The organism is Pseudonocardia sp. GCM10023141 (assembly GCF_042653605.1).
The window spans coordinates 114,525-126,946 of sequence record NZ_JBHSIR010000035.1 but is presented as its reverse complement, the minus strand read 5'-3'; the positions used below and the strand labels follow the sequence as shown (position 1 = coordinate 126,946).

Annotated in this window: 13 protein-coding genes; 7 read left to right on the top strand and 6 right to left on the bottom strand. The window is 71.2% G+C overall.

Going from position 1 to position 12,422, the window contains the following annotated elements; translation table 11 throughout:
- Position 1: 1 nt before the first annotated feature.
- Entirely contained in the window at positions 2 to 814 is an 813-nt protein-coding gene (locus tag ACFPFQ_RS20845; RefSeq protein WP_379621282.1) for a thioesterase family protein, read from the bottom strand.
- Positions 815 to 841: 27 nt separating this feature from the next.
- A complete protein-coding gene (locus ACFPFQ_RS20840; protein ID WP_379621280.1) occupies positions 842 to 2,221 on the bottom strand; it encodes an MFS transporter in 1,380 nt (459 codons plus the stop codon).
- A 128-nt stretch (positions 2,222 to 2,349) separates the two neighbouring features.
- Between ACFPFQ_RS20840 and ACFPFQ_RS20835 the strand changes: the two genes are divergently transcribed.
- Positions 2,350 to 2,871, top strand: a complete 522-nt coding sequence (locus ACFPFQ_RS20835) for a winged helix-turn-helix transcriptional regulator (RefSeq protein WP_379621278.1) — start codon at positions 2,350 to 2,352, stop codon at positions 2,869 to 2,871.
- Positions 2,872 to 2,886: 15 nt separating this feature from the next.
- Here ACFPFQ_RS20835 and ACFPFQ_RS20830 read toward each other — a convergent pair whose 3' ends face one another.
- The gene (locus tag ACFPFQ_RS20830) at positions 2,887 to 3,660 is read right to left on the bottom strand and encodes an SAM-dependent methyltransferase (RefSeq protein ID WP_379621276.1); all 774 of its coding nucleotides are present in this window, start codon (positions 3,658 to 3,660) and stop codon (positions 2,887 to 2,889) included.
- Positions 3,661 to 3,778: 118 nt separating this feature from the next.
- Positions 3,779 to 3,988 (bottom strand): hypothetical protein, encoded by a 210-nt coding sequence (locus ACFPFQ_RS20825; RefSeq protein WP_379621274.1) that lies wholly within the window; start codon positions 3,986 to 3,988, stop codon positions 3,779 to 3,781.
- 290 nt (positions 3,989 to 4,278) lie between these two features.
- Between ACFPFQ_RS20825 and ACFPFQ_RS20820 the strand changes: the two genes are divergently transcribed.
- Complete coding sequence (locus tag ACFPFQ_RS20820; protein ID WP_379621272.1) at positions 4,279 to 4,971, top strand: histone-like nucleoid-structuring protein Lsr2; 693 nt, start codon at positions 4,279 to 4,281, stop codon at positions 4,969 to 4,971.
- Here ACFPFQ_RS20820 and ACFPFQ_RS20815 read toward each other — a convergent pair.
- Complete coding sequence (locus ACFPFQ_RS20815; protein WP_379621270.1) at positions 4,961 to 6,220, bottom strand: flavin-dependent oxidoreductase; 1,260 nt, start codon at positions 6,218 to 6,220, stop codon at positions 4,961 to 4,963. The two genes, ACFPFQ_RS20820 and ACFPFQ_RS20815, sit on opposite strands and share 11 nt — an antisense overlap.
- A 361-nt stretch (positions 6,221 to 6,581) precedes the next feature.
- A complete protein-coding gene (locus ACFPFQ_RS20810) occupies positions 6,582 to 7,568 on the bottom strand; it encodes an aldo/keto reductase family protein (protein WP_379621268.1) in 987 nt (328 codons plus the stop codon).
- Between the two features lie 59 nt (positions 7,569 to 7,627).
- On the opposite strand from ACFPFQ_RS20810, the gene ACFPFQ_RS20805 reads away from it, so the two are divergent.
- From ACFPFQ_RS20805 to ACFPFQ_RS20785, 5 genes are all read left to right on the top strand, one after another.
- Positions 7,628 to 8,014 carry a hypothetical protein gene (locus ACFPFQ_RS20805; protein WP_379621266.1) on the top strand — a complete coding sequence of 129 codons (387 nt, stop codon included), beginning with the start codon at positions 7,628 to 7,630 and terminating at the stop codon, positions 8,012 to 8,014.
- A gap of 414 nt (positions 8,015 to 8,428) precedes the next feature.
- The gene (locus ACFPFQ_RS20800) at positions 8,429 to 9,565 is read left to right on the top strand and encodes an ABC transporter substrate-binding protein (RefSeq protein WP_379621264.1); all 1,137 of its coding nucleotides are present in this window, start codon (positions 8,429 to 8,431) and stop codon (positions 9,563 to 9,565) included.
- A 1-nt stretch (position 9,566) separates the two neighbouring features.
- Positions 9,567 to 10,484, top strand: coding sequence for an ABC transporter permease (locus ACFPFQ_RS20795; protein ID WP_379621262.1), 918 nt, complete (start codon positions 9,567 to 9,569; stop codon positions 10,482 to 10,484).
- A complete protein-coding gene (locus ACFPFQ_RS20790; protein ID WP_379621260.1) occupies positions 10,472 to 11,302 on the top strand; it encodes an ABC transporter permease in 831 nt (276 codons plus the stop codon). Before ACFPFQ_RS20795 ends, ACFPFQ_RS20790 begins: the two co-directional genes overlap by 13 nt.
- On the top strand, positions 11,299 to 12,417 hold the full coding sequence (locus ACFPFQ_RS20785) for an ABC transporter ATP-binding protein (protein WP_379621258.1): 1,119 nt from the start codon (positions 11,299 to 11,301) through the stop codon (positions 12,415 to 12,417). Before ACFPFQ_RS20790 ends, ACFPFQ_RS20785 begins: the two co-directional genes overlap by 4 nt.
- The last annotated feature ends 5 nt before the right edge of the window (positions 12,418 to 12,422 follow it).

The following is a 12,422-nucleotide window of genomic DNA, read 5'->3' as shown; positions in this document are numbered from 1 at the left end:
CTCAGCGGCGCTCCACGAACAGCGGTTGCGTGGCCACGCCGAACCCGCCGAGCTCATCGGCGAGTGCGGCGTGCGCCATGCCCGCGCCGGTGGCAGCGATGGCCGTGACGGCGTCCATGAGGATCCACTCGCCGGTGGCCTCGCGGTAGGTCGTGACGGTCAGCGTGGGCGGCACGAACAGCCACTCGGACACGACCAGCTCGGCGCTGACGCCGTTGGCGGAGTCCGCGACGATCATCGTGCGCTGCAGCCCGGTGGTCGCCTCCCCCGCCACGAGCGGCACCAGCGGCCGGGCCCAGACCGTGGCGGGCCCCGGCTCGTCGTAGGAGCCCTTGACGAAGCGCCAGTCCACCGCGCGCCCGTAGCCCCAGGTCGGGGCGACGCCGCGCAGGTAGCGCTGCTCCTGAGGGCCCGGCAGCGGGGGTGGCGGCACCGGTTCGACGGGCACGGTCACAGCGGCGTCCTCGGCGACGCGGGTGCGCCACGCGCGGGCCACGGCGACGGCCCGGCCACCGCTGCGCATCGTGGCCTCCACCAGCTCGATCCGCCGTCCCGGGCGCAGCACCTCGGCGGTGACCTCGACCCGACCCTGCGGGAGCGCGCCCAGGAAGTCGATCGAGATGCGCGTGACGGCCATGGCGGTGCCCCCGTCGCGATGGCCCGGCGCGCAGCGTTGCACGGCGCGGGCCAGCAGCGCCGACGGTGGCCCGCCGTGCTGCTGCCCGTCGCCCCACGGGCTCTCGGTGGCGAGCGTCGAGTCGAAGACCCCCTCGCTCACCGGCAGGTAGAACGCCTGCGGAGCGGTGTCGTCCATAGCCGCATTCTCCGCGCCCGGCGCCGATCAGGACCTGCTGGCCCTGGTGAGCAGCAACACCACGGCCCCGCCGACCACCGAGAGGCCGATGCCGACCATGGCGGCGATGTTCCAGCCACCGATGAGGCTCTGCGCGGCGTCGGCGGCGCCGGGGTGCACCGCGATCACCGTCACGACCGTGACGCCGAACGCGGCGCCGATGTACCGGCTCGCGTTGTTGATCCCGCTGCCGGCGCCCGCGCTGGCCGGCGGCACGCTGGCCACGGCCTCGCGCCCGAGCGTCGCGTTGAGCAGGCCGGTGCCCAGGCCCGCCACGATGAAGCCGGGCACGAGCAGCCAGCCCGACGTGTCGCTCGTCAGCATCGCCAGCGGGATGAAGCCGGCCGCGATGAGCACCAGCCCGCCGCTCAGGCGGATGCCGCCGTTGATCCAGGCCGGGATGTGGCGCACCAGCAGCGCCGTCACCACGCTGGTGGCCGACCACGCCAGCAGGACGACCGAGGCGAGGACCGCGCTGTAGGCCAGCCCGCGCTCGAGGACCGTGGTGATGAACGACATCAGCGCGATCACACCGGCGCCGGTGAGGAAGGCGGCGAGGGTGGCGGCGATCAGGGCGCGGCGGCGGAACAGCGACAGGTCCACCATGGCGCCTGCGGACCGCTGCTGGTGCACGACGAACGTCACCAGTAGTACGACCGCGGCTGCGGCCAGTACCAGCACCAGCGGGCTCGTCCAGCCCTGGCGGCCCTCGGTCAGCGCCGCGAGGAGGCTGGCGGTGCCGGCGCCGAGCAGGAGCGCTCCGACCACGTCGATGCGGCGCTCACGACCCGACTTCGACTCGGCGAGCGCGAACCGCCCGGCCACCGCGAGCCCCAGTGCGAGCACGGCGATCACGAGGTAGGCGTAGCGCCAGCCGACCGTCGCGTCGAGCACGGCGCCCAGCACCGGCCCGATCGCGGGCCCGGCGCCCATGCTGGCGCCCCAGACTCCGGTGGCATGGATCCGGCTCGGCCCGGCCGGGAAGGTATGGCTGATCACCGCGAGGCCGCACGTCATGACGGCGGCGGCGCCGATGCCCTCGACGATCCGGCCCACCACGAACAGCAGCGTGCTCGGTGCGACGAGGCAGGCGACGGTGCCGATGGCCAGCAGCACCGCGCCGATCACGAACACCCGCCGCCTGCCGAAGTCGTCGCCGATGGCGCCCGATGTCAGCAGCGCGATCGCGAGGCCGAGGCTCATCGAGCTCAGGATCCAGGCGGTGCCCGATGTGCCGGCGCCCAGCGACGCCGACACCGAGGGGACGATTCCCAGTGGCGCGGTGAAGGCGATCATGCCGAGCAGCGTGCCGCCCGCAGCCACGGAGAGCGCGCGACCTGTTCGTGCGTGAACGAGCGACGTGTCCATGACTTCCTCGACGGCTTTGCCGGGGCGTGCCCCAGGGGATCCTCAGATCGATTCGTTGACCGAACCGTTCCGGAGGCTAACACGGGTTCAGTTCGCTCACCGAACCTTTTGTGTGCGAGCATGGCCACATGGCGCTTCCCCGTGAGTACGCCCAGCAGGCCTGTTCCATGGCACGCACGCTGGAGGTCGTCGGCGAACGCTGGTCGCTGCTCATCGTCCGCGACGCGTTCTTCGGCGTGCGGCGCTTCAATGATTTCTCGGGCCACCTCGCCGTCCCGCGTGCGGTGCTGACCGAGCGGCTGGCGTTCCTCGTGGCGGAAGGCGTGCTCGATCGCGTCCCGGGACCGGGACGCCGGTTCGAGTACGAGCTCACCGACAAGGGACTGGCGCTCTGGCCGGTGGTGCGGGCGCTCGCGTACTGGGGCGACACCTTCTACTCCCCGCACGGAGCGCGCCGGGTGTTCGAGCACGCAGGCTGCGGCGGCGCGGTCAACCGCGGCGGTCGCTGCGTCGCCTGCGGGGCAGCGGTGGCGGTGGCGGCCACGACGATGCGACCCGGCCCGGGCTTCGAGCAGCTGCGCGAGGACGCCGATCCGATCAGTGTGGTGCTGGCCCAGCCACGCCTGCTGCTGGAGCCGGTGCACGCCTGACGCCGGGGAGGGGCGTCAGGGTGCCTGCAGGACCCCGCCGTACTCGTAACTCGTGGTGTCGATGCGAGACGCGCCGTCGTAGTGCGCGATCTCGTGCGGAACGGGTGCGAGCGGCGGCTGGCCGGGCAGCGGCCGCCAGTCGACGACGTTGACGAGCCCCGGCTCCACCGGCTTGAAGTCCGAGAGCAGGTCGTCGACCTCGGCGGGGGTGCGCGTCTGCCAGGGGATGCCGGCCTTGCGGATGCTGCTGGTGAGCAGCTGCCCGCGCTCGGGTTCCTCACAGATGATCTGGGAGAACGCGAGGTAGCTGCCCGCGGCGGCCCGGTCGACGACGGCGCGCAGGATGGCTCGCGGGTCGGCGGCGTCGACCAGGTGGTGGCCCACGGCGAGGAAGAGCACGGCCACCGGCTCGCTGAAGTCGATGAGCCGCGCCACCTCGTCGTGGACGAGCACCGACTCCTGGTCACGGATGTCGGCCGTGATCACGGAGGTGGAGTCGTCGGCGGCGAGCATGGCGCGCCCGTGTGCGAGCACGATCGGATCGACGTCGACGTAGACCACGCGGGCGTCGTCGGTGAACCGCGCGGCCACCTGGTGCACATTGTTGTCGGTGGGCAGTCCGCAACCCATGTCGATGAACTGCCGGATCCCCCTCTCGGCCGTCAGGAAACGCACGGCACGGTAGAGGAACAACCGATTCTGCCGGATGGTGTCGAGCGCACCGGGGAAGTCGCGCAACTGCGCCGTCATGAACCGGCGGTCGACCTCGTAGTTGTCCTTGCCGCCCAAACATCCACCCGTAGGCGCGGGCGGAGGTCGGGGTGTCGAGCGAAACCGCGCTGATGTCGCGACGGCCGGTTGTCACGCAGCCTCCAAGATCGATATGGAGCGGGCCGGGCGGCTGACCCTATCGGCGCCGGACCCGGCGCGCAGTACCGACGCCCGCCAGGTGCAGGGCGGCGAGCAACAAACCGGCGAAGACGAATGCCCACTCGTCGAGCGGGCCGAGCGAGAGATGCGCCAGATGCAGGATGAGGGCGATGGCAAAGAGGACGGCTGCGGCGATGGCGGTGATGATGGCCCCTTCCGTGGTCGGCTGAATACGTTCGGCAAGCATGCAGTGCAGAGTTCGGACGCAGAGTTCGGGACAGCTTGGCACTGGATCGGCATCGCGGTCACCACCGTCCGAGTGGAGTGATCCGGTCTCGGGCGAGCCACTACCGGGAGGTGCCCGTGACCTGTGAGCACCGCTGTGTTCTGATTAGGGAAACACAAGGGGGAAACGGCGCCCCGACCCCTGGGGTGCTCCACCGTTTCGCGTGTCGCTCGCCTCTCGCTCCACGGGTCGGGCGAACTTCGCGACATTGGTGGCGGCCTTGCTGAAACCTGCATGGGATGGAACTACCAGTGGCCCAGCACATCAACGTGGTCCTCGTCGATGATCTCGACGGCTCGGTCGCGTCGGAGTCGGTCGTATTCGGTCTCGACGGCCGCGGCTACGAGATCGACCTTTCCGGCGACAACGCCGCGAAGCTCCGCGAGGCGCTGGCCCCTTTCGTTGCCAGTGCGCGACGCGGCTCCGCAGGTGGTGCGGCGCGTGCGCAGCGCCCCGCTGCCAGCACCGTGAACAGCGCCGCCGTCCGCCAGTGGGCTCGCGAGAACGGCCACGACCTGGCTGAGCGCGGCCGCATTCCGGCCGCTGTCATGACCGCTTACGCGAACCGCGGCACCGCCGGTGCGCCGGTCGCAAAGGTGGCTGTTGCGCCGAAGGCGGCGCCCGCGGAAAAGGCCGACGCCCCGAATGCGGCCCCGAAAGCAGCTGCCGCGAAAGTGACGGCCCCGAAGGCGGCCCCGAAGTCGGCTTCGGCCAAGGCGCCGGCATCCAAGTCTCCAGCAACCAAGACTCCGGCCACCAAGACCGCAGCGGCCAAGGCGCCGGCGACCAAGACCGCCGCTGCCAAGGCCCCCGCTGCCAAGACCGCAGCGGCGAAGAAGGCTGCGCCGTCGGCCACCGCATCGGAGAAGGCGGAGGCAGCCCCGGTGAAGGCACCGCGCAAGCGGGCGCCGAAGGTCGCAGATCCGTTCACGATCAGCTCGTAGTCGGTAACCGAGTCTCCGGGTTCTGGGGAACCGTCACGGCGGAGTAGGTGCCGACGATGGCGTCCAGTTCTGCGGGATCGATCACGTCGCGCAGATCGGTGAATCCGTTGGGGGCCCTGCGTTCCACCTCGTCGATGACGCGCTCCGGGCCACCGGTGCGATTGCGCAGCACGATCTCGCCCGTCGCCGGCCGTCGTTCGTCCTCATAGGATTGCAATGCCGCAGCCGGTTCGGCGGATCGGCGCAGGTTGTTGCTCAGGCTGACCGCGTCCAGGATCGCCTGGCCCGCGCCGTTGGAACCCATGGGATACATGGGGTGCGCGGCGTCGCCGAGCAGCGTCACGCGGCCGAACGTCCAGCGGGGCAAGGGATCGCGGTCGCACATGGGGTACTCGAAGCTCTCCTGAGTGGCGGCGACGAGACCCCGCACGTCGACGTGCGGGGTGTGGAAGCGCTCGAGGTGAGGGAGCAGCTGTGCCGGGTCGCCGCGCAGCGACCAGTCCGCGCGGCGGGGCGGCGGATCGCCGGGCTCGCCGAGCTTGATGCAGATCGCCCAGTTGGTGAGCCGGGTGTCCGGGGTCCGTCCCGGCGCGATCGGGTAGAGCACCAGCTTGGCGTCGGTGCCACCCGCGATGATCATCGAGCGGCCGTCGAGGAACGCGGGCCACTCCGTGGCGCCCCGCCACATCAGCACCCCGTTCCACCGCGGCGCGCCCTCGTGGGGGTACAGCGCCGCGCGCACCGTGGAGTGCATACCGTCGGCGGCCACGAGCACGTCGCCGGTGGCCGTGGCCGGCTGCCCGTCGGCGTCGGTGAAGGTGGCCGTGACGCCCTCGGCGTCCTGGGTGACGGCGGTGACGGCGTGGCCGGTGTGCAGCGCGTCGGGGCCGAGCCGGTCGAGCACCGCCCGGTGCAGCACCCCCTGCAGCCGGCCGCGGTGGATGGAGAACTGCGGGAACTCGTGGCCGGCGTCGATCCCGCAGGCTCGACGCATGATCTCGGGGCCGAGCCGGTGCGCGTAGCGCAGCTCCCCGGTGCTGATCGCGACCTCGGCGAGCCGTTCCAGCAGGCCCAGCCGGGCGAGCGGGCCCACCGCGTGCGGCAGCGCGTTGATGCCGACCCCGAGCTCCCGGATCGACGTGGAGCGCTCGTGGACCGTGCACGCGATCCCGGCCTCGTGCAGGAACAGTGCTGTGGCCAGGCCACCGATGCCGGCGCCGACGATCACGACGTTCCCGCTCGACCCCATCCCGGCAAGCTACTGCGCGAACGCGCCGCGGGTCGAGCGCTTCGGCGGCGAGAACCGCGCCGACGCGATGGCCACGGCGGAGCAGAGACGGTTGGCGCCGTCCTTCCGGACGGCCACCGCGCCAACCCAGTAGCCACCGCGCCGACGTCCCGACGTTGGCGCGGTGGGGAGTTCATTGGCGCGGTCGGGGCGGCCCACCGCGCCAACCCATTGGCCACCGCGCCAACGTCCTGACGTCGGCGCGGTGGCGAAACGGTTGGCGCCGCCAAATCGGGCGGCCACCGCGCCAATCTCGTGGCCACCGCGCCAATGTCCTGACGTTGGCGCGGTGGCGAATTCGTTGGCGCGGTCGGGCCGGGCCCTACGGGCTGACGGTCTTGCGCGGGTCGTACTCGACGACGTCGCCCAGGATGTCGTCGATCTTGTCGACGATCTCGGAGGTGAGCTGCACCCCGGCGGCCTTGACGTTCTCGGCAACCTGCTCCGGCCGGGACGCGCCGATGATCGCCGAGGCGACGTTCGGGTTGTGCAGCACCCAGGCCACCGCGAGCTGCGCCATCGACAGCCCGACCTCGTCGGCCACCGGCTGCAGGAGCTGGACGCGCTCCAGAACGTCGTCGCGCAGCCAGCGGGCGATCATGTTGGAACCGCCCTTCTCGTCCGCGGCCCGGGAGTCGCTCGGCGGCTGCGCGCCGGGCTTGTACTTGCCGGTGAGCACGCCCTGCGCGATCGGGGACCAGACGATCTGGCTGAGCCCCTCCCGCTCGGACGCCGGCACCACCTGTGACTCGATGACCCGCCAGAGCATCGAGTACTGCGGCTGGTTGGAGATCAGGGGCACCTGCAGCTCCCGGGCGATCGCCGCCCCGCGCGTGATCTCCTCGGCGCTCCACTCCGAGACGCCGATGTAGAGCACCTTGCCCTGGCGGATGAGGTCGGCGAACGCGAGGAACGTCTCTTCGAGCGGGGTGGAGCGATCGAAGCGGTGTGCCTGGTAGAGGTCGATGTAGTCGGTCTGCAGGCGCTTGAGCGAGTTGTTGGCCGACTCGATGATGTGCTTGCGTCCGAGCCCGCGGTCGTTGGGACCGGTGCCGGTGGGCCAGAAGACCTTGGTGAAGATCTCCAGGCCCTCGCGGCGCTGGCCGGCCAGCGCCCTGCCGAGCACCGACTCGGCGCGGGTGCCCGCGTAGACGTCGGCGGTGTCGAAGGTGGTGATGCCCGCGTCGAGCGCGGCGCGGACGCAGGCCTGGGCCTGGTCCTCCTCCACCTGGGAACCGTGGGTGATCCAGTTGCCGTAGGAAATCTCGCTGACGGAAAGGCCGCTGCGGCCGAGACGACGGAACTCCATGCCTCCACTTTCGTCGACGGCCCGGCGCCCCGCGCACCGGGGTTGTCGACTGTCAGCTCGTGGCGGCCGCCGCCCGGGCCGCGGCCACCCTCGGCGGCGAGGGTCAGGATCACCCAGGTCCGCTGCGCGAGCGACGGGTCACCCGCGATGCGCGCGACGATCTCGGTGGCCTCGCTGGTGATCTGCTCCTGGCCCTCGCGGTCACCATCGCCACCGAGTTCCTCGACCACGCGGCCACGACGTTTCGGGCGTGGCGGCTGCGGATGGCCGAGCTGCTGGAGCAGGGCGGGCTCACGCATCACGACGCCGCGCGGTTCTCGGCCCTGCTCATCTCCGCCAGCGAGGGGGCCGTGGTGCTGAGCCAGGCCGAGCGCAGTCTGGAGCCGCTCGAGCTGGTCACCGAGCAGCTCGTCGCACAGGTCCGAGGCCTGCTGGCCGCCGGCTGACGCAACTGCTCGGCGACGCGTCGGAGATCGGCATGACGGAGGCGGCCGCGGGGCAGGCTGCGGTCAACACCACGCCGGCGTCGCAGCCGCCCGGCACCCTCACCCTGACGCTCCCGGACCCTGACGCTCCCGGTGCGGCCGCCGCGGGTGGAGATCCCGGTGATCGAGCTGTTCCTGCGCGCACAGCCGTGGGGTGACCGGGATCATGATCGGCGCGCTCTACCTGCTCGATTGCGACGATCCGGGCGCCGCGCACGTGTGGTTGTTCAGGTGTTCACCCGCTGTTGAGCCTTCACCCACCGTGGGCTTCAGCGGGCACTGCGACCTTCGGGCCGCTGCCGTCGGACGGAGGCAGCGCCCGAATCTCGCATCCGCTCGGGGGCGGACCGGCGATGGACCCTGGAGCGAACCGCTATGCGTAGAACCCTCACCGGCCTGGCGATCGTGGCAGCCGCCGCGGTCGCCCTGACCGCCTGCGGCTCGGGGACGAGCTCGTCCGGCACCGCGGCGTCCGGGTCCGGCACCGCGACGGCCACGTCGGCGACGGCCGCGGGCGGCATGGACGCGCTCGTCGCCGCCGCCAAGAAGGAGGGGCAGCTCAACACGATCACGCTGCCGGCGAACTGGGCCAACTACGGCAACATCATCAAGGCGTTCGAGGCCAAGTACGGCATCACGATCAACAACGCCAACCCGGACGGGTCGAGCCAGGACGAGATCAACGCCGTCAAGCAGCTCAAGGGCCAGGACCGCGCGCCCGACGTGCTCGACCTCGGGCAGTCCTTCGCCATCCAGGCCGCGAAGGACGGGTTGCTGGCGCCCTACAAGGTCGCGACCTTCGACAAGATCCCGGCCGCCGCCAAGGACCCGAACGGGGCCTGGGCCAGCGACTACGGCGGCTACGTCTCCATCGGCTACGACCCGGCGAAGGTGCCGAACCCGCCGACGTCGTTCGCTGACCTGCTCAAGCCCGAGTACAAGAACATGGTGGCCATCAACGGCAACCCGACGCAGGCCGGTGCCGCGTTCGCGGCCGTCTACGCGGCGGCTCTTGCCAACGGTGGCTCGTTCGACAACATCGCGCCCGGCGTCGACTTCTTCAAGAAGCTCAAGGCGGTGGGCAACTTCGTGCCGGTGACCGGGTCGCCGTCCACCGTGCAGAGTGGACAGACGCCGATCCTGGTGTGGTGGGACTACCTGCAGGCTTCGTCGGTGGCGAGCCAGCTGCCCACGTGGAAGGTCGTCATCCCGACCGACGCGAGCTACGCCGCCTACTACTCGCAGGCGATCAACGCGACCGCGCCGCACCCGGCCGCCGCGCGGCTGTGGGAGGAGTACCTGTACTCGGTGGAGGGTCAGAACCTGTGGCTCAACGGAGCCGCCCGGCCGATCCTGCTGCCGGAGCTCGTCAAGGACGGCACGGTCGACAAGGCCGCCAACGCGAAGCTCCCGCCCGCCCCGTCCGGTGACCCCACCTACCCGTCGGACGCGCAGCAGACCGCGGCGAAGACGATCGTGTCCCAGCAGTGGACGACCGCTGTGGGCAGCTGACGTGGTCGCTGTCTCGACCGAGCGGGCCCCCACCGGCGCACCCGCCGGTGGGGGCCCGGCCACTGCCCGCCTGCTGAGCGGCCTCAAGGCGGTCAGCGGGCTGCTGCCGTTCACGATCTACGCGGTGCTGTTCCTCGGGCTGCCGGTGCTCGCGATCGTCATCGGCGCGTTCGAGGACCCGGCGACCGGCGGCTTCACGCTCGGCAACCTCGCCATCGCCACGAGCGGCATCTACCTGCAGGGCTACCTCACGAGCATCGAGCTCTCGGTGATCACCGCGGTGGTGCCGGGCATCATCGGCCTGCTCGTGGCCTACGCGGTGCAGACCAGCCGCAGCAGCGCCCTGCGCCGCGCCGTGTCGACCGCGTCGGGCGTGTTCGCCAACTTCGGTGGGGTGCCGCTGGCCTTCCTGTTCATCGCCACACTGGGTAGCAGCGGACTCGCCGTCGATTGGCTCAAGGCGATCGGCTTCGACCCGTACGACCACGGTTTCAGCCTCTACACCTTCGCCGGCATCGCGCTGGTCTACATGTACTTCCAGATCCCGATGATGGTCCTGGTGATCACCCCGGCGCTGGAGGGCCTCAAACCGGCCTGGCGGGAGGCCGCCGACAACCTCGGCGCCAGCGGCTGGCAGTACTGGCGCCTCGTCGGCGGGCCGGTGCTGATGCCGTCGTTCCTCGGTTCGGTGCTGCTGCTGTTCGGGAGCGCGTTCTCCGCGTACGCCACGACGCAGGCACTGACGAGCGGCAGCCTCGCGATCACCCCGATCCAGATCGGCTCGTTCCTCAACGGCAACGTGCTGTCGGGCCAGGAGAACGTCGGCAAGGCGCTCGGCCTCGGCATGATCGTCGTGATCGCCGTGGTCATGGGTGCCTACACCCTGATGCAGCGGAGGGCGTCTCGATGGTTGCGGTAGCCGATGTCGCCGTCGAGGTCCCGCAGCGGGCCGCCCGGCCGCGGCGGGCGCCCCGGGCCGGGTCCTGGGCGCGTTGGATCCTGCTCGTGCTGGTCGGGGCGTACTTCCTGGTGCCGCTGTTCGCGGCGTTCGAGTTCGCCGTGGAGACCCCCGCCGGGGATTCGCTCGCTGTCTTCGGCGGTATCGGCGGGCAGGAGGGCTTCGCGGATGCGTTCGGGCTGTCGCTCAACCTGGCCGTCGTCACGACCGTGATCACCCTGGTGCTGATGGTGCCCACCGCGATCTACGTGCACCTGCGATTGCCGGCGGTGCAGCGGCTGTTCGAGGGCATCACGATCCTGCCGATCGTCATCCCGCCGGTGGTCCTCATCGTCGGCGTGCTGCAGGTGTCGCCCGGTGCGCTCAAGGGCACGCCCTACCTGCTGGCGCTCGAGTACGCGGTACTGGCCATGCCGTTCGCCTACCGGTCGCTCGACTCGGGCCTGCGCGCGCTGGCGCTCAAGACGCTGGTGGAGGCGTCCCGCTCGCTGGGCGGCGGCTGGTTCACCACGCTGTTCCGGGTGCTGCTGCCCAACCTGCGCTCGGCACTGCTGTCCGCGACGATCCTCACGATCGCGCTGGTGCTGGGCGAGTACACGATGGCCAGCCTCGACCAGTACGAGACGTTCCCGGTGTGGGTCGTCGTGTTCGACCAGGACAACGCCCACGTGTCGGTGGCGGTGTCACTGCTCGCCCTGCTGGGCACGTGGGTGCTGCTCATCGGGATCTCCCTCATCGACCGGCGGCGCGGCCGCTCCGGCACTCCAGGAGAGTCATGACCGCCGAGATCGACGTCACGGCCAGCCGCCCGAAAACCGGGGTGACCGGCGCGCCCGCGCCCGCCACCGGCGGGGCCGCGGTGGAGCTGCGCAACCTGTACCGCACCTTCGGCACCACCCGCGCCCTCGACGGCCTCTCGCTGTCGCTCGCGCCGGGGGAGATGGTGGCGCTGCTGGGCCCGTCGGGCTGCGGCAAGACCACCGCGCTGCGTGCGCTCGCCGGCATGGAGACGGTGGACGCCGGCGAGATCGTCGTCGACGGTCGCGACATCAGCCGCGTTCCGACGCGGCGGCGCGACATGGGCATGGTGTTCCAGAGCTACAGCCTGTTCCCGAACCTCTCGGCGCGCGACAACGTCGCGTTCGGGCTGCGGGTGCGGGGCCGCAGCGGCGGTGACCGCAACGCGCGTGCCGCCGAGCTGCTCGACATGGTGGGACTGGCCGACCACGGGTCGAAGTACCCGCACCAGCTCTCGGGCGGGCAGCAGCAGCGCGTCGCGCTAGCCAGGGCGCTGGCGATCGAGCCGCGCGTGCTGCTGCTCGACGAGCCGCTCTCCGCGCTCGACGCGAAGGTGCGCCTGCAGTTGCGCGAGCAGATCCGGCTGCTGCAGACCCAGCTGGGCACCACCACCCTGTTCGTCACCCACGACCAGGAGGAGGCGCTGTCGATGGCCGACCGCGTGGGGGTCATGCGCAGCGGCAGGCTCGAGCAGATCGCCCCGCCGAGCGAGCTCTACGACCACCCGGCGACGGCGTTCGTCGCCGAGTTCGTCGGCACGATGAACCGCTTGCCCGCCACCGTGGTCGCGGGCGGGGTGCGAGTGCTGGACGACCATATGTCCGATGTAGACGTCGATGGTCGCGCCGAGGGCACCGGGGTGCACGTGCTGGCCCGGCCGGAGTCGCTCACGGTGCGCGCGATCGCCCACGGGCCGGGCATCGTCACCGGCAAGACCTTCCTCGGCGGGACGACGCGGGTCGGGGTCCTGCTCGACGAGGACCTCACCGTGCTCGTCGACAGCCCCAGCGCCGACGCCGCGACGCTCACGATCGGCGAAGCCGTCGCGGTCGCCGTGACGGGTCATCAGCTGTTGGTGGTGGACGCGACGCCCTGAGCCCG

Excerpts from the sequence above, each read along its gene's own strand:
- ACFPFQ_RS20845 (WP_379621282.1), bottom strand. The coding sequence starts at position 814 with ATGGACGACACCGCTCCGCAGGCGTTCTACCTGCCGGTGAGCGAGGGG.
- ACFPFQ_RS20840 (WP_379621280.1), bottom strand. The coding sequence starts at position 2,221 with ATGGACACGTCGCTCGTTCACGCACGAACAGGTCGCGCGCTCTCCGTG.
- ACFPFQ_RS20835 (WP_379621278.1), top strand. The coding sequence starts at position 2,350 with ATGGCGCTTCCCCGTGAGTACGCCCAGCAGGCCTGTTCCATGGCACGC.
- ACFPFQ_RS20825 (WP_379621274.1), bottom strand. The coding sequence starts at position 3,988 with ATGCTTGCCGAACGTATTCAGCCGACCACGGAAGGGGCCATCATCACC.
- ACFPFQ_RS20815 (WP_379621270.1), bottom strand. The coding sequence starts at position 6,220 with ATGGGGTCGAGCGGGAACGTCGTGATCGTCGGCGCCGGCATCGGTGGC.
- ACFPFQ_RS20810 (WP_379621268.1), bottom strand. The coding sequence starts at position 7,568 with ATGGAGTTCCGTCGTCTCGGCCGCAGCGGCCTTTCCGTCAGCGAGATT.
- ACFPFQ_RS20800 (WP_379621264.1), top strand. The coding sequence starts at position 8,429 with ATGCGTAGAACCCTCACCGGCCTGGCGATCGTGGCAGCCGCCGCGGTC.
- ACFPFQ_RS20790 (WP_379621260.1), top strand. The coding sequence starts at position 10,472 with ATGGTTGCGGTAGCCGATGTCGCCGTCGAGGTCCCGCAGCGGGCCGCC.
- ACFPFQ_RS20785 (WP_379621258.1), top strand. The coding sequence starts at position 11,299 with ATGACCGCCGAGATCGACGTCACGGCCAGCCGCCCGAAAACCGGGGTG.